Origin of the sequence: Peribacillus folii (assembly GCF_030271255.1) — a bacterium.
In the GTDB taxonomy this organism is placed as follows: Bacteria; Bacillota; Bacilli; order Bacillales; family DSM-1321; genus Peribacillus.
Genome location: NZ_JASJOM010000003.1, coordinates 433,449 through 454,149 on the forward strand (window position 1 = coordinate 433,449; position 20,701 = coordinate 454,149).

The following is a 20,701-nucleotide window of genomic DNA, read 5'->3' on the forward strand; positions in this document are numbered from 1 at the left end:
TAGAAAAGGAAGGCCGTATATTTGCCTTTATTTTGATTTGTAATGTGGAAAGACACAAATTCCGGACCAAAAAATGGTGGGAAAACGTCGTTGATTATTCAAACATAATCCTACAAAAAGAGAGATGCAATAATAAAGCGATGGAATAGTGGGAATCCATCGCTATTAGTTTTTCAATAATAATAATATTGGGGATTTGCTGGTATTTGATAGTTATATGCCGGAGCAGGGTACACTTGGTTATCATATTGATTGATATATTGCGGATAATGCTGATGCGGAAGCTGTGCTTGCTGCTCAGGTTGTTTTTCTTCTTCAGAACCGCGGTGGCAGTTGGATGTAGGACCGATGAATGTCGCTGGCTGTACGGGGGCAACTGCTTTTTTCCATTGGTTTTCATCCATGCAATACGTGTGCGCCATGATATTTGCTGGCGTCAATTTGAGGATATCTGAACCAAGTACAACTTCGGGGGTTGGTGCATCGAAAATGGCCAGCAGGTGAGTATTATCAGATGCTGCGACTTCATAGTGCCACCAGCCTTGTGGGACGTTGGCCACTTGACCTGGCTTAAGGGGATAATTCTGGATTTGTTTCGTGAAAGGATTTAGCAATGAAACGGTTGCGGCACCGGAAATGCAGTAAACCAGTTCAGCGGCATTTTGGTGATAATGTGGTTCCACGACATTGTTTGAGCTCAGGTAGATATCTAGCAATGAAATATTTTCAAGTGTGTTCAATTGTTTGATACCTACTACATTGATATAGTTTTGATTATCTTTTTTAAAGAGATTGCTATTATTAACATCAAAGAAAAATTGTGTGGATGGGGATGTATAGTCCATATAAGAAACCATGAAATCATCATTCCTTTTCTAAGTACTTGATTCTGCAGGATATGTTAGTGGTTATTTTAATGTGCAAATGCCTAGGTCATTTTTTTGTTAATGTATTTGCTGCCATCCATAATCAATCCGAAAGTGAAGACATGGCTCGTATACACGTGATTGCGGCAGCAGGGCATTAAAAAAGAATAGGGGAAAGTTTAGCTTGATTTTTTGCAACCTGTAAGAGTTAATCCGAATGTTTTGTATAATCGGAAATTTAATAAGCAGAATTTTTCCCATTGCGTGTAATTAAATTACAGTGATATAATGTTCGCTGTGATTTTAAAGTTTAACATAGGAAGTGGCTAAATTGTCGAACAATTCAAAAGAGAGTAAATTCGTCCCGTACGTTTCTGCATCTAAATCTTTACCGGAATTAACTGTAACGGCAATAATTCTAGGGATTATACTTGCAATCGTCTTCGGGGCAGCTAACGCGTACTTAGGCCTACTTATTGGTTTGACTGTCTCTGCATCAATACCCGCGGCGGTCATTTCAATGGCCATTTTAAGAGGGGTTTTTCGCAGGGATTCAATATTAGAAAACAATATTGTGCAAACGATGACCACGGCAGGTGAGGCTATTGGTGCCGGTGCTGTGTTTACCATCCCGGCATTATTCATGTGGGATATAGACGTGAGTCAAGCATTCATCATTTTCGTTGTTTTAACTGGTGGATTTTTAGGGGTCTTCATGATGGTTCCCCTGCGTCAGCTCCTTATTGTAAGGGAACATGAAACGTTACCTTATCCTGAAGGTACGGCATGTGCCGAAGTATTGAAGTCAGGAGAAAAAGGCGGGACTAGCGCCAAGCTGATCGGTGCCGGTTTAGTCATCGGCGGTGTAGTGAAAGGTCTTGGTGATGGGTTTAAGCTTTTCAAAACGGAAGTTGAAACAGGAATCACGAATTTTAAAAATGCCGTTGTTGGTCTGGACGCTTTTCCTTCGCTTTTGGGTGTAGGTTATATCATTGGTCCGCGTGTTGCAGGTCAAATGCTAGGTGGGGGATTGTTGGCCTGGGTCGTTCTGATCCCTGCAATCAGCTTCTTTGGCAGCAGCAATGGAACAGCCATATTCCCTTCCGAGGTACCGATTGGTGAATTGGATGCATGGGGAATTTGGGATAATTATATCCGCTATATTGGAGCTGGTGCGGTAGCGACTGGCGGATTGATCACTTTAATTAAAACTTTACCGATTCTTTTCAGTTCGGTTTTTGATACCTTAAAAGGTGTAAAGGCAAATAAAGGGCAGCTTAAGGCTGGTTCGATCCGGACTGAAAAAGACATTCCAGGAAAATACGTTTGGCTGGGAATATTCATTGTTATTTTAATTATCGCTTTCACGCCTATAACGGATGTAGGAATCATCGGTGCGATCGCGATTGCAATTTTTGGCTTCTTATTCGTGACCGTCGCTTCAAGGGTTGTTGGAATCGTTGGAAGTTCTTCTTCCCCTGTTTCCGGAATGACCATAGCCACCCTTTTGATAGTGGCAATCGTCTATAAAGCTACTGGTTTTACCGGAACGACTGGAATGGTGGCAGCTTTGACCGTGGCTGCAATCATTTGTACAGCCCTTGCTGTTTCAGGTGATGTTTCCCAGGATTTAAAAACAGGGTACATCGTGGGGGGAACACCTTGGAAACAACAAGTAGCGATGATGATCGGTGTCGTCGCGTCCGCGTCTGTCATCGGCTTTATCCTGGTGCTGATGGATAACGCTTATACAATGGGATCTGCAGAACTGCCTGCTCCTAAAGCGGCGCTGATGAAAATCCTTGCTGAAGGAGTTCTAGGAGGAGACTTGCCTTGGACCCTCATCTTCATCGGTGCAGCCATTGCCATCACATTGGAGTTTTTCGGTTTGAATTCACTCGTAGTGGCAGTCGGCATATACTTACCGGTCCATACTAGTATGCCAATCATGATTGGCGGATTTATCCGCTTCTTCGTGGAGTTCTTCTCGAAAACGAAAGAAGCGCTAAAAGCACGCGTCGATAGAGGGGTATTGTTTGCCTCCGGATTGATCGCAGGTGAATCGTTGATCGGGGTGCTTATTGCGATCCTGATCGCAGCAGGCGTTCAAGTTCCAGCAGCAGCCAAATTGGCCAGCAATTTGCTTCCTTTCTTACTATTCCTCGCATTGGCTGGATTGCTTTGGTTCGTTTCCAGCAAAGGGAAAAAAGAAGATGCTTCGTAAACGTCAATCAAAAAAGAGGAACCTGTTAACCATGGTTCCTCTTTTGGAAAGACGCGTCACCTTGGAGCAAGGATCTGCGGACACGACTTTTTTAGTCATCCAACGAACCAATTTTGTGGAACGAATGACGATTCGTTATTTAAAGCAGCCTTCTGTACGTAAAATCAAGCTTGATAAATTTGGTGCATTTGCCATAAAGAAAATGGAGAGCAAATGCAATGTAAATCAGATTTCCGAAGCGATGAGTGAACACTTTGGTGAGGAAGCTGAACCGTCCTTGCCAAGGCTGATGAAATTCCTCGAAATCCTGGAGGTGCATGAATGGATCGTCTGGGATGAGGAAAAAAATGAAAAAAGCTGAAGTGCTTTTTTCATGCTTGTTACTATCTCCTTAAGGCTGACAATGTAAAAATACGAAAATTGACCGTAGATGATGCATTCGTACTTTAAGGGTATTTTTTATGAGAGCGGAATGTCATGGAAGCAGACTCAAAATATTGAGTCTGCTTTTTCCACTCTAAGTAAGGAGTCTAAATAGTCCTTACCGGTTTCCGTTATTCTTGTTCCGCTCCGCCCTTTACGTTTGATGATCAGTCCTTTTTGTTCCAGGTCTTCAAGTCTTCTTCTAACCTGTTGCGGAGACAAGGAGAGACTTGCATGCTGTTCCTTCGATTTTGCTGATATGAATTCCCTGCTGGCAGCTTTTCCAGCTTCATGGCATTGCATAATGATTTTTAAAATCATTCGATGCTCAGCTTGCTCCAGGGGATTTTGTGGCGGGGGTTGATTATTTTCCAATAGTTGCGCTGTCTGGTACTGGGGCAAATCATCTTTGGTTAATATCGTTCCATTACACACTGTCAGCATATAATCGAGTGTATTTTTAAGCTCGCGAATATTGCCGTTCCACTCCGCCCGTTTTAGCCAGTCCATCAGGGATTGCTCCATCTTTATCCAATTTCCGTTTTTTGTTATGTAATGTTGGATTAAAAGGGGAATATCTTCCCTTCGCTGCCTAAGCGGCGGAATGGAAAGGTTAAGAACATTTAAGCGATAAAATAAATCATTTCTGAACGTTTGTACTTTCATTTGTTCTTCAATTTTTTTATTCGTTGCCGAAATGATGCGAATATTAATTGGTATAATCTTCGAGCCGCCGATCCTTCTTATTTCCTTTTCCTGGATAACCCTTAGTAATCGGGACTGCATCGATAAACTGATATCTCCTATTTCATCCAAGAAGATGGTGCCGTTATCGGCAAGCTCAAACAGCCCTTTTTTACCTCCGCGCTGACCTCCAGTAAATGATCCGTCTTCATACCCGAATAATTCGCTTTCTAGCAGGCTTTCGGATAGGGCGCTGCAGTTTACGGGCAGAAAAGGCCCGTTTTTTCTCAAGGAGTGCTTATGAATGGCATGGGCAAACAATTCCTTGCCCGTTCCTGATTCACCCTGTATAAGGATGGGGTGTTCAGCTAATGCAAGCTTTTTTGCGATTTGTTTCAGTGCTTTCATTTTAGGATCTTCGCAGATTATATCATCAAAGCCGTACTTCGCGTAAAACCCTTTTTCGCGATATTTACGCTGGGCCGTTTTCTCGATTTCGGAGGCCTGGTGGACACTTTTAAATACAGCAACGATAGCTTGCTCCTCAATCATTGAATGCCGGTACACGACAACCTCGACACCATGAATGCTGAAAAATTGACTTTCCTCCACGCCATCCAGGATAAATTGAACCACTTCGTTTGGGAGACTTACCATATTAACCGGACGTTGTATGATTAAATCCGCTTGTATTTGAAATAGCGCTTCAAGCTTCTGATTGAATACGGTTACATCTTTCATTTCATTGATGACTAGTATTCCATCATCGATCGTATCAACAACGTTTTGGATGTGATGATAGACTTTCTTTGTCTCCTGTTGGGATAAAAGCAATTTTTGCTGCAATTCAATAATGCTTCTGATGTATCTTTCTGAAATTTGCAGGGCCACATTTCCCTCCAACCTGCAATATTCAACAATCCTCAAAATGGTGGTCATATCCAAAAGCCTGACGCCGATATCCAAAATCATCGGTAAATAGCTAGGGGCAAGTTCGACTTCACCTGGTGATACAGCCACATCAATTCCATCATAATATGGATGGTTTTTTTGGTAAGCAAAAAAACGAACATGATTGATTCCAAGTTGGTAAAGAGATTTGATCAGCTCCAATGTCACATTGTATTCATCATTGATAACAAGGACGTTGGCTCCCGCCGGAATTGTGAGAAGTTTATCCAAATGTTCATGGTGGATGGTACGTTGTCCTGTTATAAACATACCGGCATTCATAGATTTTACATGAGCAATTTCTTCTTTAAGGGATTCGGAAGAGAAGAGGATTACATCTGCTTCAAGTTCAGCGGGAAGGCCGTCATCTACCGCATAGCTATCAATATGCAGATAATCGCCTAATAGCTGGTGAAGTTGCTGATGTAAAGTGTGCCTTGTCTTCATTCCGCCTGTCAAAAGGATAAGCGATGGTTTCATTAAGGGTCTGTACCTTCCTTTGGTTAAATTGGTTTTTATTATAGCATGAAAAAAGAACCAATTAGGACCATTAAACATATTTTTTTAGTTTTTTGGATTGATTCTTCTTAATTTATCTTATTTTTATATCTTGGTTTATCAAATTTCCCCAAGTATATAGACAAGCCTATTCCTGTATATCTCCATCTCCCGGTCCCGTGCCACTTAATACCTCATTCAGTTCCCATCCAGCATTCGCCTAATTAGTTGGCATATATTTTGCATGATTATTTTTACAAATGTTACCTTCTCAAAAAAAGAAAAGGAGAACCGTTGAAGCCAGGGAAATAACATTTATTTACGAATGGATCAAAAGGGGAGAAGATGGATGGCTCAAGTCGAAACAGCGTATCAACCAGAAGGAAATAGGAAAAAAGAACGTAAAATGAATGTATTTGCATTGCTGCTGGGGGTTTTGGTCATTGCAACAATCCTAACTTATGTGTTGCCTGCAGGAGATTATGGACGCGTGGAGGTTGACGGACGAACCGAAATCGACCCGGATACTTACAAAACTGTCGAACAAATCCCGGTAAGCCCGTTTGGAGCGGTAAAAGCACTTCATACTGGAATGGTCGAAGCAGCCAATATTATCTTCTTTGTTCTGATCATTGGGGGATTCTTTGGTGTATTGACCGCCACCGGGACGATAAATCTATTGATTACGACGCTTGCCAAAAGACTAGCCACCCGGGAGAAACTGCTAATTCCCATCATGATGTTATTTTTTGCGATAGGCGGATCACTTATGGGGATGGCCGAGGAAACACTGGCATATATCCCGTTACTGATTCCGTTGGCGCTTGCACTTGGTTTTGACGTTCTAACAGGAACGGCCATTGTCATTCTTGGGGCTTCGGCAGGCTTTACGACCGCCGTTATGAATCCGTTTACAGTCGGAATCGCTCAAGGCATCTCCGAATTGCCGATGTTCTCAGGCATGTCATACCGTCTAGTGCTTTTCGTCATCGTTTATGCGGTTTCGGTTACCTTCGTCTACCGTCATGCAATGAAAGTGAAAAAAGACCCTTCAAGAGGATTTTATGGAAAGTACAGCAAAAACGAAGCAGATGTGCTTCTTAAGTCTAAAGAGAAACTTGAAACAAAACACAAGTTCATTCTTGGTGCTTTTTTACTGAATTATGTGGTCCTTGCATTCGGAGTGATTAAATATCAATGGTATATTACTGAAATTGCAGCGCTTTTTATAGTGTTGACGATTGTCATCGGGATCATCGGCAGATTATCTGCGGATAAGATTGCGAAATCGTTTGTAGACGGATCGTCCTTACTGATCGGCGGAGCCTTGATTATTGGTGTTTCCCGGGCGACCCTTGTTGTGTTAAACGAAGGCCATATTATTGATCCGATGCTTCATGGCGTTTCCGATACGTTAAAGCACATCCCGGCCTTCTGGAGTGTAATTGGGATGTATAACTTCCAGGCTATCATCCATTTTATCCTTGCCTCGGGAAGCGGACATGCCATGCTGACGATGCCAATCATGACTCCGCTTGCGGACTTGCTCGATATAACCCGGCAGACGGCAGTTCTTTCGTTCTCTTTTGCTGATGGAATAGGGAATATTATTTTTCCGACTGCAGGCACGCTTATGGCAGGGCTCGCAATTGCAGGCATTCCATGGACAAAATGGGCCAAGTGGGTGCTGCCGCTCGTATTCATTCAATATCTCATTGGTTTAGCCGCCGTTATCATCGCCCATTTAATGAATTATGGCCCATTTTAATCGTTTTTAGAACCAGCTTAGAGAAATAGGGGGAGAGAATTTGCTTACATTAATTAAAAATGCAGAAGTGTATGAACCTCATTATCTTGGACGGAAGGATGTGCTGCTTGCTGGCGGAAAGATAGGCTATATCCAAGACGAAATTGAACTGGGTAACTCATCTATCGATGTGAAAATAATCGATGGAACGGGAAAAATTCTCGTGCCTGGTTTTATTGATACCCATGTACATTTGATTGGTGGCGGCGGGGAAGGAGGCTTTAGGACCCGCACTCCGGAATTGAATTTGACGGATGCAACAATGGCAGGCATTACAACAGTGGTTGGGGTGCTGGGAACGGATGGAACGACAAGACGGCTCGAGAGCCTGCTTGCAAAGGCCCATGCATTAGAAGAAGAAGGGATCACGGCGTACATCCACTCTGGATCTTATCAGATTCCCGTGAAAACCTTGACTGGAAAAATTGAAGATGATCTGATTTTCATTGAAAAAATGATCGGTGTTGGAGAAATCGCCATATCCGACCATCGCTCTTCTGAGCCGACACTCGATGAGCTTGCGAAGATAGCCGCTTCAGCACGTAATGGAAGTTTAATTACCGGAAAGGCAGGGATATTGGAAATTCATGTTGGCGATGGCGATCGCAGGCTCCAGCTCCTTTTTGAAATCGCCGAAAAGACGGATATACCAATCCATCACTTTCACCCGACTCATATAAACAGAAATCGGGATTTATTCGAGGAGGGGATACGCTATGCAGAGAAAGGGGGATATGTAGACTTAACGACAAGTACCACCCCAAAATTCCTTGAGGAGGGGGAAGTGAAATGCAGCACTGGTCTGCGGCAGATGCTTGAAAGCGGGGTGCCGATTGCTCAGATTACTTTTTCCTCGGATGGACAGGCAAGTCTTCCTTATTTTAATCAAGACGGTGAGTTCGCCGGTCTGCAAGTCGGCAATGTTTCTTCTCTTTACCAGGAGGTCCGTGATTCTGTATTGGAGGAAGGCGTCCCGCTTGAAAAAGCACTTCAGGTCATTACAGCTAATCCGGCACGTATATTAAAGCTGAAAAGCAAAGGGGAAATCAGGGTGGAGATGGATGCGGATGTCGTATTGCTTAATAAAGATACGTTAGCTATCGATACGGTCATTGCTAGGGGAAAAGTGATGGTGGAACGGGGTGTCCCGATCATTAAAGGGACATTTGAAAAATAAAAGAATGATAGGGAGCTGAAGGAATGAGCCAATTATTCAAGGTTTGCATGATGTTAGGGTTGTTTGCTTTTTGTTGGCAAGGGAATTTTGCACAGGCTGCAAGTGGTGATTATCAGTATAGCAGCTATGGAAACACGGGAAATGTAACGTCTGTCACATCTTATGGCATTAACCTAATGGGAGGAGGCACGGACGTTGATGAAGCGATGCTGTGGATGGCCAAAAAAGCTAACCAAGGTGATTTTGTCATTCTTCGTACTTCAGGATCGGATGGATATAACCAATATCTATACGACTTGGCCCAGAGTAATAACGCCAAGCTTGATTCAGTCGAAACGATTGTGCTGAACAACAAATATGCATCCAGTGACTCGTTTGTGCTAGATAAGGTGCGTAACGCGGAAGCAGTCTTTTTTGCCGGTGGAGATCAATTCAATTATGTCGATTATATAAAAAACACGGCTCTTGAGGATGTACTTAATCAGCATATACAAAATAATGTTCCAATTGGAGGAACAAGTGCAGGGCTGGCGATCATGGGGCAATTTGTCTATGATGCTAAAAATGGTTCCGTCTATTCTGATGAAGCACTTGTAAATCCGAATAACCGCTATATGACATTTACAAAAGATTTTTTGAATAATACGTATTTAGCAAGTGTGATTACAGATACTCATTTTGAACAGCGGGACCGAATGGGAAGGTTCATAGGGTTCATGGCGAGAAATGTATCGGATGGATGGACAAACCAATCTAAAGGCATTGCTGTCAATGAACAAACGGCCTTGCTTGTCGAACAGGACGGAACGGCGAAGGTTGTTGCCCAACCAGGCGGCAGCAAGCAATCCGTATATATGGCGAAAACAACGGCCTCTCCTACAAGCAGCATAGGCAAGCCGTTGACTATTAAAAATGTAGAAGTCGTCAAGTTAAGACCCGGAAATACGTTCAATCTTCAGACATGGAATAGCAGCAATGGATATTTCTATAAACTATCTGCCCAAAATGGGACTTTAAGTTCTACAAGTGGTTCAATATATGGAAATTAAAATAGGAGGAGTAAAAGTGAAAAGGGTCATTAATACGGCAATTACGGCCTTTTTACTAGCATCGGTTTGCTTTTTGCCTACAGGACAGGCTAGCGCTCACTCTATGGATGAAATTAAAGGTAGTCTCGTTATAACAGGAGGTTCATTAGGCAGCAGTAACAAGGATATCTATGAATCTTTTATTAAACTCGCCGGCGGAGTCGAAAAAGCGAAAATCGGTATTATTCCCGCTGCGAGCGGAAGTTTGAAATCCTCCAAGGAATTTAGGGCAGATCTTGTGAAGTATGGAGTCAAAGAGGCGGATATCGAGATCCTGCCGATATCGAACCATGATTTCAGTGATACTGATTTGGATGAGAAATCGTGGAAGAACAATGTCCACGACAATGCAGTTGTGAGTCAGATCGAGGATCTTTCAGCCATCTGGTTCGTTGGAGGCGATCAACTTCGGATAACAGAAACATTATATGATGCCAAGGGAAAGAGTACGTTAGCGCTTGAGGCGATTTGGAACGTGTATCGAAAAGGAGCTGTCATTGGCGGTACAAGTGCAGGCGCAGCAATCATGAGTGATGTCATGATTACGGGCGGTGATAGCTTAGGGGGGCTAAAAGGTAAATTCACAGGGAAATCAGCGTCTTCCAAAGACAAAGAGTATGAGCCTGTCCGTATTGATAGGGGGCTTGGGTTCTTTAAATATGGGATCATCGACCAGCATTTCGATGAAAGAGGGAGACTCGGGCGTTTGGTAGCAACGGCCGTTAAATACGAAAAGCAAAAAAAGAAATATAATTCTTATGGAATTGACGAAGATACAGCGTTGATTGTCAACAATCAAGAAAAAACAACTGAAATTGCAGGCAGGGGCGGAGTGACGGTTGTTGATTCAAGTAAAGCAAAAGAACATAAGGGGAAGATCGATAATGTCTCCATCAGCTTCTTATCTCCTGGCGACAAGATCGATTTGACCACTAAATCATTTACGATCCATTCAAAAAAGGGTGCCACCCAAGGAAATGAGTACTATCGATTTAAACCTTTGGATGCAACAGGAGTCCTGACTTCATATGGCAAGCTTAAACCATATTTGTCATATTCTCTTGTTGATAATTCTTCCACTGACTCGGTTAAAAGCTATTTATATGATAGCAAGGGAACAGGCTTTGCCTTAACCTTCAGTAAAACGAAACAGACAAATGGATTTTGGGGCTATAAGGATGGACAGAAAGATGACTATTCCATCACGAATGTGAACATGGATGTTGCCCCAGTTTCGCTCCAATTCAAAACGGATAAGCATGCTTTTAAAGACTATCAAGAATCCAATTTTGAACTTCCTGAAAAAACAGGGCGCGGCGCCATCAAAGGAAATTTGCTCATTGCGGGTGGAGCACTTGGGTCCAGCAACGAAGCTGTGTATAACACGTTTATTGAGTTGGCCAAGGAAGGTTCTGATGCTAAAGTAGGCATCATCTCTGCTGCAAGCGGAAGCTTAAGCTCCTCAGACTCCTTCAAAAACGATCTATTGGAGTATGGCTTGAAAGAAGAAAATATTAAGATCCTACCAATTTCCGCACATGATTTTAAAGGAACATCGGAAGATGAATCAAGATGGAAGGAAAACAAAAATAGTGATGGTGTCGCTGCAGAAATAAAAAAACTCGATGCCATTTGGTTTGTGGGCGGAGATCAAACGTATATCACCGAAGCACTATTCAATCCTGATCAAACGGAGTCAAAAGCATTGCAAGCCATTTGGGATATTTATAAAGAAGGTGCCGTTTTGGGCGGGACAAGTGCAGGAGCTGCGGTCATGAGCGATGTTATGCTTGCCGGCGGCGGCAGCTTGGAAACACTTACAAAAGGATTTACAGACACGTATAACGGAATGGAGCAGCAAGAAGGCGGGCCGGCTTATCTTGAAAGGGGATTGGGCTTTTTCCAAGATGGATTGATTGACCAGCATTTCGATAACAAAGCAAGGCTCGGCAGACTGATTGCAGCTGCACATGAAGTAGGCGATCGTAATCAGCTTTCATATGGAATTGACGAAGACACAGCAATCGTTGTCAATAATCACAAGCGAAAGGTGGAAGTGATCGGCCGCGGAGGGTTAACCGTTATTGACTTAATGAAAGTTAAAACCAATCCTAACATAAAAAGCCAATACAAAAACATTTTACTTTCTACAATCGCACCAGGGGATAGGGTGGATTTACAAACGAATGAGATTCAAATCAGTCAACATAAAGTCCGTACAAAAGGCAATGAGTATGGTGATTTTAACGCAGCTCCTCATTCTGGTGTATTAACAGAGCATGGAACATTAAGTAAATTCCTTTCTTACCAGCTTGTTGATAACAGCGGAGAAAAAGAAGTGAAAGCCTATTCTTTCGATAAAGGAAAAGGAGTGGAGCTTACATTCAGAAAGACAAAAGTGACTGATGGCTACTGGGGATACAAAGACGGAAGTAAAGATGATTATTCAGTTGTGCATGCTGTTCTGGATATTACACCGATTGCCGTAAAGGAAAAATAAAATTTCATGAACTGAAACCAACCTGCAGAAAAATGATCCATAAAAACATCCCGTAAATGTTAGTTTTGTGTCTAACCTTTAAGTTCAAGTTTGCCTGCAGGCTTTGTTCTGGTTCATTAATAAATGGATTGCAAAGATACCTCATCGCTTAATGCTCATCGGCGGTGAAGTATCATTTTTTTTTCGAATGATTTATCTTTGTCTGTGACATTATTCAGTCCAGCAATCGGTTCTGGATACTTTTTCAAGGTTCAATGGTTTGCCGTACCACGGTGAAGCGGATGATATGGGCTCTGCCGCTTTATTCGTTGCATCTGATGAGTCCAAATTCATCACTGGGCAGACGATCCAGGTGGAAGTCTGTCACTATATGTGCTAATCCAGGCAACTCGGATTTCAATGAATATGTACCGAAACAGCTGAAATGATCAGCTGGAAATTTTCATGCCCAACCCTGGAAAATTTTTTGCTTGGCAGCGGAATACGATTTTGATTCAAGGGAAGATCCCATCAAATCGAACTGATTTTTTAGGATGCTTCACAGAATTATTTATGTTTCCTGGAAACACACCTCCTTCGAGTGGAAATAAGAAGTGTGACTACCAAGCAAGACAGGAACAAATCCTTGTGAGACAGTATAAAAAAAGACCCGAGCAAATGATATGCTTGGGTGCAAAAAATGGTAACATGATACTCGTTGAGTGACTGCTTAATTTATAGCATATTGTAATATCCTTTGTGGTTGAAGCTCTTCTTGTTTTTCCACGTATATTTGATGCCATATCATGAAAGTTAAAATGGTCCATAGTTTTCGACTGTTATCCATTTTATCATTGACATGGTTTTCAAGTAATTGCATGATTTGTTGTTTGTTAAAAAGGTAGTCAGTTTGGCTCTCATGGATCAGCTTCACTGCCCAATCGTATAATTCATCCTTTAGCCAATGCCGGATGGGAACTGGGAAGCCAAGCTTCTTTCTGCTCCAAACATGTTCTGGTACGATTCCTCGGGCAGCTTTTCGGAGCATATATTTCGTCGTTCCATTTCTGACTTTTTGATCCATGCTCAATTTTGAGGCCGTGTTGAAAACGCATGTATCCAGGAATGGAACTCTTACCTCTAAAGAATTCGCCATCGACATTTTATCGGCTTTCAATAAAATATCACCTTTGAGCCATGTCTGAATGTCAATGTTTTGCATTTGTGTAATCGGATCATAGTCTAATGAGCTTGAATAAATGGGGCTGGTCACTTTTCCGTTTTCTAAACCAGTTAGATAATTCACCAGTAATTCCTTCTTCTCTTGCTCATTAAAAATATTTGCATTACCGATATATCGATCTTCTAATGCTGTAACCCCGCGCTCTATGAAGCTCTTTCCTTTAACCCCTTCAGGTAAAACGGAAGAAATGGTTTTTAACACAGAGTTAAGCGGAGTTGGAAGATAGGAAAACATCCGCAGGGAATGCGGCTCCCGGTATATATTGTATCCGCCGAATAGCTCATCTGCTCCTTCGCCGGACAAGGCGACTTTGACGTGCTTTTTAGCTTCCCGCGCGACGAAATATAGCGGGACGGCAGCAGGGTCCGCTAAAGGGTCATCCATATGCCAAATGATCTTGGGAAGTTCGGCCAGGAATTCTTCAGGGCTTATGATATAACTTATATTCTCTAAATTCAATGCGGCTGCCGTTTCCTGTGCAACATCTATTTCACTGTAGCCATCTCTTGCAAACCCAACGGAAAAAGTTTTGATTTTAGGGTTAATCTGTTTGGCGACGGAGCAAATGAAAGATGAATCAATGCCTCCTGAGAGGAATGAGCCAACTGGTACATCACTTCTCATGTGTACATTCACGGAATCTATTAAAGTCTCCTGGATTTCTTTCGCGACTTTTGAATCTTCCATATTGGAAGGATGGAATGTGGGCTGCCAAAACTGGGTGATATCCATTTTCTTTCCTGGTTCTTTAGTGAAATAATGCCCAGGCAGCAGCTTTTTAATGTTTTTTGATAAGGTGGATGGTTCGGGAACATATTGAAAACTCAGATAATGCTGTAATGAATCTACATCAAGTTCCTCATTCATTGTCGTCAAGATGCTTTTTTTCTCAGAAGCAAAATAGGTAACCTCATCTTGTTCACAGTAGAAAAATGGTTTGATTCCGAAATGATCCCGTGCGCCGAACAGTTTTTCATCAATTTTATCCCAAATGACAAAAGCGAACATGCCGCGCAAGCTTTGAACGGCATGCTCTTTTAGGCTACTGTAAAGTGCCAGGATCACTTCCGTATCAGAATGCGTCGTAAACTCATATCCGCTATCCATAAGTTCTTTTCTCAATTCAATATGATTATATATTTCGCCATTAAAAATGATCCAATATCTTTCATTTTCATATGAAAGAGGTTGGTTACCATTTTCAATATCGATGATACTTAATCTTCTAAATCCAAAATTCACATAATCATCAAAAAAATACCCTTCATCATCCGGACCTCTATGGGTGATGATTGTGTTCATATTCTTGATTGTGTTTTTCATTTTTGAATTTATGGCTTTTGGATATGTTTGTATGTATCCAACAAAACCGCACATAAAATCCACCTGCCTAGTTATTTTTGTAATAATTTAGGTTTCCTTCTGACTGTTAATAGTCAGGAAATAGGAAAAAAGAATGAGTAAAATAGAATAAAATAGATAAATTGTATCTAGTTTACTAGAATAGTTTATTATTGGTTATTTGTCAATTTAATCAAAAAAATGAGTCGGATTGTAAGTAATGAGATTTTTGGGTAACCAACGATGGAATACAGAAAAGAAAAAGGTAGAGAGTTCTCTATTCTTGAAAAATAGAGTTGCTACAAATGATCAAAAGGCTCATGACAATTAGGAAAGGCATTTTTTACTGAAGACAAAATGTACGTATAAGAAGTCAATCAGGACAATGATAGGGGAGTAAAGCGCATGAAATGATTTATGCTGAGGGGGATTTGTGCACAATACGACTTTATTGTGAAGAAAATCCCTAAATATCGGACGATATTATGATTAGGATTTTTACGTTTATAGATCGAAGAGTAGGAAAGGGAATGTTACAGAGTCTTGGAGGACCCATTCAAACTGTTTCAGGGGACTGGGATTGTTTCGATAAAGAGCAAAATGAAGCCTTGAACAAGGAAAATAGGTAAATCAGCAAAAAGCAGACATTCAATCGATTGTCTGCTCATATTTTCTAGATCAATAGTTCCGTTCAATGACAAAGTGTGCACGATCGCCCCTAAAGAATGTCTTGGAGAATTCGATGATGGAGCCATCACTTTCATATGTGTAGGTTTCCAAGGAAAAACAAGGTGAACCGTTGGGAACTTCCAATTTAGCGGAGATGGAGTCGTCGGCCAGTGAAAATTCCAAATGTTCCACCGTTTTTTTCACTTTTAAATTGAATTGTGTTTCAAGAACTTCAAAGAGCGATTTCTCACATGCCTCAATATTTAGCCCAGGTGTTTTATACCAGGGAAGGTAGGCGATTTCATATTGAAGAGGAACATCGTTTACGTAGCGTATACGCTCCAGCTTATTCACGGGATCTCCAATATTTTGCTTGAAAAGCTTGGCAAGGGTAGCGTTTGCTTCTATGACCTTCAAGCTGATAACCTTTGTGGAAGGATTTTTTCCTTGCATCGTGATTTGCTCGGAGAACTTTTCGACTGTACTTGTCAGGAATTGCTTCACTTTATTTTCAGAAACGAAGGTTCCTTTCCCCTGGACCCGATAGATGTAGCCCTCGACGGTCAATTGCTGTAAGGCCGTACGCACTGTCGTCCTGCTAACTCCGTATATTTTACAAAACTCTGCTTCTGTCGGTAATTTAGTATTCGTTTCATATTCGCCATTTTTTATGAGATCGATGATCGATTCCTTTACTATGGAATGCAATGCCGCTTCTTTATTCATGGTCTCCACAGTGATTCCCCCCAAACTCATTCCAATATATACATATAGATTATCTCGGATAAGTTCAATAAGCAACTGAAAATGAAAATTTGTAATAACAAATAAAAAATTGTGTTGATATTTTTTAAATTTGTAACTACAATATATGTATGGAGGTAATAATACCCATTTCTATCATACCGGTAGAGGGAGGATGGAAACGTAATAACAATATCGTTAATTGTAAATGTAGTAGTTTCATCCATGATTAAAAAACTGAATAATCAATTATTATAAGGGGGGTAATGTCAATGAATATCTTATTATGCTGTTCTGCGGGAATGTCCACTAGTTTATTAGTTACAAAGATGGAGGAAAGTGCGAAAAAGCAAGGAGTCAATTGTCACATATGGGCGGTCGGCTCGACGGAAGTGAACAATGAAATGGATAAAGCCGATGTGATCCTATTAGGGCCACAAGTTAGATATCTCCTTTCCAAGTTACAGGAAGCGGGAAAAGAAAAGGGAATTCCGGTTGCAACCATCAATCCGATGTTCTATGGACTGTGTAATGGTGAAGAAGTGCTCAAACAAGCCACTACTTTAATTAAGGGAGAATAAGGATATGATGACTTTTATCGATAAGTATATTATGCCTGGAGCAGTAAAGGTAGGCAATAACCGGCATCTGCTCGCGATTCGTGACGCATTGATTGGAATGATAGCGATTACAATGATTGGATCATTTGCGGTTCTGTTTAACAATCTAGGGCAAGTCATCAAGCCATATGGAAGAATGATGGAAGCCATTTTCGGTCCAGCGTGGAATACGCTTGGCGGTGATATTTGGTTTGGCACCTTTGCATTCATGACGGTATTTGCTGTCTTTGGCATTTCTTATAAACTGGCAAGGTCCTACGGCGATGATGGATTTGAGGCGATGCTGGTATCGGCGGCCTGTTTCTTCCTATTACTGCCGCAAATCGGCAATGTCACACTGACCATCGATGATGAGGCAGTTACAGGCGGGGCTTGGGGTTTCGTCAGTGTGAACTATTTTAATGCCACTGCACTATTCACAGGGATCGTCGTTGCCTTGATTGCGACCGAAATATTCGTGAGGCTATCAAGGGTGAAATATTTAGTCATTAAACTGCCGGATGGAGTGCCTCCCGCAGTAGCCAGGTCGTTTGCCAAGTTAGTTCCTGGGATGGCCACAATCTTTGCCGCTGGCTTGTTCGGTTTGCTATTCCGGAAGGCTACCGATGGTCAGGTGTTGAATGATTGGCTGGGCAAAGTGATCGTATCTCCCTTACAAAGTGCTGTAGATTCATTGCCATTCGCAATTTTATTAGTTTTTCTTGTTCATTTATTATGGATGATTGGTTTGCACGGACCAAATATCCTCGGCGGGATTACAACACCGCTTTTTGAAAGTTCGGGAGTGAAGAATATCGATTTATATGCAAAAGGTGTCAAAGATATGGACCAATATGGGGTATTGGCAGGTTCTTTCCTTGATGCATTCGTTTATTTGGGAGGATCTGGTGCAACATTGGGCCTTATCATCGCCATGATCATTGCAGGCCGGAAGCGTTATAAACAGATGATTGCACTCGGAGGGGCACCAGGCGTGTTCCAGATTAACGAACCGATTCTTTTCGGATTGCCGATCGTCCTGAATCCAATGTGGTTCATTCCTTTTGTTCTTGGTCCGGTAATCACGACAGTGATCTCCTATATAGCGGTAAGCAGCGGACTGGTCTTTCCGATTGTAGCCAAGATTCCTTGGGTTACGCCTCCAATCGTAGGAGGATTCCTTGCAACTGGCGGGCACGTTTCTGGCGCAGTGTTGGCGGCCATCAATCTTGTCATTTCAACAGCGATTTATTTACCGTTCGTTTATGCACAGGTAAAGATAGATTCAAAAAATAAAGCAGAGCTAACGAAAGATTCAGAAACGTTAAGCGTATGAGAAAGCAGTGATGAAAATGGAAAAAGAAGAATTATACCAATTATCCTTTCAGTTGATTTTATATAGCGGCAATGCGAGAAGCTTTGCTATGGAAGCTATGCAGGAAGCAAAGAAAAGAAATTTCGAGTCTGCACGTGCAAAAATTGCCGAATCGGAATCCGAACTGCTGCAGGCCCACAAATATCAAACGCAATTAATTCATGCAGAAGCAGGCGGGGATCATTTCGAACTTCCCATTTTGCTGGTCCATGCGCAAGATCATCTCATGACAGCGATGACAGTTAAAGATCTTGCAATTGAAATGATCGATGTACGCGAAGAATTCTTACATGCAACTGTTGTGAAGGAGGGAACTGCCGAATGAAGAAGGGGTTGAAGATTGTTACGATTGGCGGGGGATCGAGCTATACACCTGAGCTGATCGAAGGTTTCATTAAATATCATGAAAAGCTTCCTGTAAGGGAAATTTGGCTGGTGGATATCGAAGCGGGTGAGGAAAAGCTTGCAATCGTCGGGGATTTGGCAAGACGGATGATTGAAAAGGCTGGAGTGAATATAGAGGTCCACTTGACGTTGGACAGAAAGAAAGCGCTTCAAAATGCGGATTACGTCACGACACAGCTACGGGTCGGACAGCTTGCTGCCAGGGCTCTTGATGAAAAGATTCCATTGAAGCATGGAGTCATCGGGCAGGAGACAAACGGACCTGGCGGGCTTTTCAAGGCTTTTAGAACGATTCCAGTCATACTTGATATTGCTCGTGAGATGGAAGAGGTTTGCCCGGATGCTTGGCTGATCAATTTCACCAACCCAGCCGGAATGGTAACGGAAGCCGTCCTGCGTCACAGTAACATTACAAAGGTCATCGGGCTTTGCAATGTTCCGATTGGAATGGAGCGCGGTGTGGCGGATTTAATGAATGTTGAGCCCTCAAGAGTCCGAATTGACTTTGCTGGTTTGAACCATATGGTATATGGTTTGGATGTGTTCGTTGATGGGGAAAGTGTCAAAGAACAAATCATCAAGCTGATTACGGATCCTGCAAAAGCCGTCACGATGAAAAATATCCATGCAATGGGTTGGGAGCCGGGATTCATCAGGGCGTTGAATCTGTTTCCATGTCCGTACCATAACTACTATTATAAAACGGGAGACGTGCTTGCCCAAGAACTGAAGGATGCAAAAAATGGGGAGACACGAGCCGAGGTCGTCCAAAGACTCGAAGCAGGATTATTCGAGCTATATAAAGACAAGGATTTGGCCATCAAGCCGCCGCAGTTGGAAGAGCGAGGCGGAGCATACTACAGTGATGCTGCAGTGAGATTGATTTGCTCGATGTATACGGATAAATGCGATATTCAAGCTGTCAATACCATCAACCATGGTGCCATTGAAGACATTCCGTATGAATCGGCGATTGAAGCCAGCTGCGTCATAACGAAGGACGGTCCAAAGCCAATCAATGTCGGAAGACTTCCTGTGGCTGTCAGGGGACTGATTCAGCAAATTAAATCGTTCGAAAGAGTGGCAATCGAAGCCGCAGTCACCGGGGATTATGACACTGCACTGCTTGCTTTGACAATTAATCCGTTAGTTCCGAGTGATCGGGTTGCGAAACTTATCCTAGACGAAATGCTTGAGGCGCACAAAGGCTACCTGCCTCAGTTTTTCGAGAAAAAGGAGTTGCAGGATAACTTATCATGATTGAAGTACTGATAAATGCAGATGATTTTGGGTTAACTAAAGCGGTGAATTATGGAATATTGGATAGCCACAAATACGGGCTTGTCAATTCGACAACGCTCATGATGAATGCGAAAGCTACGGAGCATGCGATAGAAATTGCCAAGAAAACACCTTCGTTGAAAGTGGGCATACATTTAGTGCTGACATGGGGAAAACCTTTGTTGAGCGATGTACCGAGCTTAGTTGATGAAAATGGCTACTTCAAGAAGCAAGCAATGGTATATGCAAATCCAGATGATATTTCTTTGGATGAATTGGAGCGCGAATGGTCAGCGCAAATTGATAGGTTCTTGGAATTCGGACTGTCCCCCACTCATTTTGACAGTCATCACCATGTACATGGGCTAAAAGCCTTCCTGCCGGTCATTCAAAGACTGTCGGATAAATACCGCTTGCCTGTGCGTAATGCGGGTGAGCACTTTGCCGGTATGCAAACCGTCACGGATATATTCCTTGATGACTTTTATGGAGATATGGTTGCAGAAGATTACTTTGAGAATTTAACGGGAAGGGGAATCGATGGAGCAAGCGTGGAAATAATGACTCATCCGGCATATCTTGATGAAGAATTGTTAACAGTTTCCTCCTATAACGAAAAACGGCTAAAAGAAACAAGGATTTTGACTAATGCAAAATTACCGGAAGGGTTTTTCCTTAGGTTCAGCATCAACCAAGTTAAGAGCAGAATATAAGCGCTGATCCACTATAAAAAGGACCATTCATGTTGATGAATGGTCCTAAATATTATTAATAGGCTAAACTATATAGCGCTTTGATGTGTGATAGGTAGCGGATATTGCTCGCTTCCTTCATCAATGTGGCCGGG

At 42.2% G+C, this 20,701-nt stretch carries 16 protein-coding genes; 11 read left to right on the forward strand and 5 right to left on the reverse strand.

From position 1 onward, the window contains the following. Positions 1-173 precede the first annotated feature (173 nt). Entirely contained in the window at positions 174-857 is a 684-nt protein-coding gene (locus QNI08_RS07145; RefSeq protein ID WP_285766718.1) for a cupin domain-containing protein, read from the reverse strand. A 340-nt stretch (positions 858-1,197) separates the two neighbouring features. Between QNI08_RS07145 and QNI08_RS07150 the strand changes: the two genes are divergently transcribed. After that, positions 1,198-3,090: an OPT family oligopeptide transporter gene (locus QNI08_RS07150; RefSeq protein ID WP_285766719.1), complete on the forward strand. Its 1,893-nt coding sequence runs from the start codon at positions 1,198-1,200 to the stop codon at positions 3,088-3,090. Next, on the forward strand, positions 3,080-3,451 hold the full coding sequence (locus tag QNI08_RS07155) for a PqqD family protein (protein ID WP_285766720.1): 372 nt from the start codon (positions 3,080-3,082) through the stop codon (positions 3,449-3,451). The genes QNI08_RS07150 and QNI08_RS07155 overlap by 11 nt, the downstream gene beginning before the upstream one ends. Before the next feature lie 128 nt (positions 3,452-3,579). Here QNI08_RS07155 and QNI08_RS07160 read toward each other — a convergent pair whose 3' ends face one another. Beyond that, positions 3,580-5,628 carry a sigma 54-interacting transcriptional regulator gene (locus QNI08_RS07160; RefSeq protein ID WP_285766721.1) on the reverse strand — a complete coding sequence of 683 codons (2,049 nt, stop codon included), beginning with the start codon at positions 5,626-5,628 and terminating at the stop codon, positions 3,580-3,582. A gap of 367 nt (positions 5,629-5,995) precedes the next feature. Between QNI08_RS07160 and QNI08_RS07165 the strand changes: the two genes are divergently transcribed. Genes QNI08_RS07165 through QNI08_RS07180 form a run of 4 tightly spaced genes read left to right on the forward strand, consistent with a single transcriptional unit; the run spans position 5,996 to position 12,218 of the window. Continuing rightward, on the forward strand, positions 5,996-7,414 hold the full coding sequence (locus tag QNI08_RS07165; RefSeq protein WP_285766722.1) for a YfcC family protein: 1,419 nt from the start codon (positions 5,996-5,998) through the stop codon (positions 7,412-7,414). 40 nt (positions 7,415-7,454) lie between these two features. Next, positions 7,455-8,630 (forward strand): beta-aspartyl-peptidase, encoded by a 1,176-nt coding sequence (gene iadA, locus QNI08_RS07170; protein WP_285766723.1) that lies wholly within the window; start codon positions 7,455-7,457, stop codon positions 8,628-8,630. Positions 8,631-8,653: 23 nt separating this feature from the next. After that, positions 8,654-9,679 carry a cyanophycinase gene (locus tag QNI08_RS07175; RefSeq protein WP_285766724.1) on the forward strand — a complete coding sequence of 342 codons (1,026 nt, stop codon included), beginning with the start codon at positions 8,654-8,656 and terminating at the stop codon, positions 9,677-9,679. Between the two features lie 16 nt (positions 9,680-9,695). Then, positions 9,696-12,218, forward strand: a complete 2,523-nt coding sequence (locus QNI08_RS07180; protein ID WP_285766725.1) for a cyanophycinase — start codon at positions 9,696-9,698, stop codon at positions 12,216-12,218. Positions 12,219-12,927: 709 nt separating this feature from the next. Here QNI08_RS07180 and asnB read toward each other — a convergent pair. Both asnB and QNI08_RS07195 read right to left on the reverse strand, forming a co-directional pair. Next, positions 12,928-14,817 carry an asparagine synthase (glutamine-hydrolyzing) gene (gene asnB / locus QNI08_RS07190; protein ID WP_285766726.1) on the reverse strand — a complete coding sequence of 630 codons (1,890 nt, stop codon included), beginning with the start codon at positions 14,815-14,817 and terminating at the stop codon, positions 12,928-12,930. A gap of 642 nt (positions 14,818-15,459) precedes the next feature. Beyond that, entirely contained in the window at positions 15,460-16,176 is a 717-nt protein-coding gene (locus QNI08_RS07195; protein WP_285766756.1) for a GntR family transcriptional regulator, read from the reverse strand. Between the two features lie 290 nt (positions 16,177-16,466). Between QNI08_RS07195 and QNI08_RS07200 the strand changes: the two genes are divergently transcribed. From QNI08_RS07200 to chbG, 5 genes are read left to right on the forward strand one after another with little or no spacing between them, the layout of a single operon-like run. Beyond that, the gene (locus tag QNI08_RS07200) at positions 16,467-16,775 is read left to right on the forward strand and encodes a PTS sugar transporter subunit IIB (protein WP_285766727.1); all 309 of its coding nucleotides are present in this window, start codon (positions 16,467-16,469) and stop codon (positions 16,773-16,775) included. Between the two features lie 4 nt (positions 16,776-16,779). Beyond that, complete coding sequence (locus QNI08_RS07205; protein ID WP_285766728.1) at positions 16,780-18,129, forward strand: PTS sugar transporter subunit IIC; 1,350 nt, start codon at positions 16,780-16,782, stop codon at positions 18,127-18,129. A 16-nt stretch (positions 18,130-18,145) separates the two neighbouring features. After that, entirely contained in the window at positions 18,146-18,493 is a 348-nt protein-coding gene (locus QNI08_RS07210) for a PTS sugar transporter subunit IIA (protein WP_285766729.1), read from the forward strand. After that, positions 18,490-19,833 (forward strand): 6-phospho-beta-glucosidase, encoded by a 1,344-nt coding sequence (locus QNI08_RS07215; RefSeq protein ID WP_285766730.1) that lies wholly within the window; start codon positions 18,490-18,492, stop codon positions 19,831-19,833. The genes QNI08_RS07210 and QNI08_RS07215 overlap by 4 nt, the downstream gene beginning before the upstream one ends. Then, positions 19,830-20,567: a chitin disaccharide deacetylase gene (gene chbG / locus QNI08_RS07220; RefSeq protein WP_285766731.1), complete on the forward strand. Its 738-nt coding sequence runs from the start codon at positions 19,830-19,832 to the stop codon at positions 20,565-20,567. Before QNI08_RS07215 ends, chbG begins: the two co-directional genes overlap by 4 nt. A 55-nt stretch (positions 20,568-20,622) precedes the next feature. On the opposite strand, the gene QNI08_RS07225 is transcribed toward chbG, so the two are convergent. Next, positions 20,623-20,701 (reverse strand): hypothetical protein (locus QNI08_RS07225; protein ID WP_285766757.1); only part of this gene is annotated, 79 nt, incomplete at its 5' end.

Bases quoted from the DNA above. Each gene is read 5' to 3' on its own strand.
- QNI08_RS07145 (WP_285766718.1), bottom strand. From the start codon at position 857: ATGGTTTCTTATATGGACTATACATCCCCATCCACACAATTTTTCTTT.
- QNI08_RS07155 (WP_285766720.1), top strand. From the start codon at position 3,080: ATGCTTCGTAAACGTCAATCAAAAAAGAGGAACCTGTTAACCATGGTT.
- QNI08_RS07160 (WP_285766721.1), bottom strand. From the start codon at position 5,628: ATGAAACCATCGCTTATCCTTTTGACAGGCGGAATGAAGACAAGGCAC.
- QNI08_RS07165 (WP_285766722.1), top strand. From the start codon at position 5,996: ATGGCTCAAGTCGAAACAGCGTATCAACCAGAAGGAAATAGGAAAAAA.
- QNI08_RS07175 (WP_285766724.1), top strand. From the start codon at position 8,654: ATGAGCCAATTATTCAAGGTTTGCATGATGTTAGGGTTGTTTGCTTTT.
- asnB (WP_285766726.1), bottom strand. From the start codon at position 14,817: ATGTGCGGTTTTGTTGGATACATACAAACATATCCAAAAGCCATAAAT.
- QNI08_RS07195 (WP_285766756.1), bottom strand. From the start codon at position 16,176: ATGAATAAAGAAGCGGCATTGCATTCCATAGTAAAGGAATCGATCATC.
- QNI08_RS07200 (WP_285766727.1), top strand. From the start codon at position 16,467: ATGAATATCTTATTATGCTGTTCTGCGGGAATGTCCACTAGTTTATTA.
- QNI08_RS07205 (WP_285766728.1), top strand. From the start codon at position 16,780: ATGATGACTTTTATCGATAAGTATATTATGCCTGGAGCAGTAAAGGTA.
- QNI08_RS07210 (WP_285766729.1), top strand. From the start codon at position 18,146: ATGGAAAAAGAAGAATTATACCAATTATCCTTTCAGTTGATTTTATAT.
- QNI08_RS07215 (WP_285766730.1), top strand. From the start codon at position 18,490: ATGAAGAAGGGGTTGAAGATTGTTACGATTGGCGGGGGATCGAGCTAT.
- chbG (WP_285766731.1), top strand. From the start codon at position 19,830: ATGATTGAAGTACTGATAAATGCAGATGATTTTGGGTTAACTAAAGCG.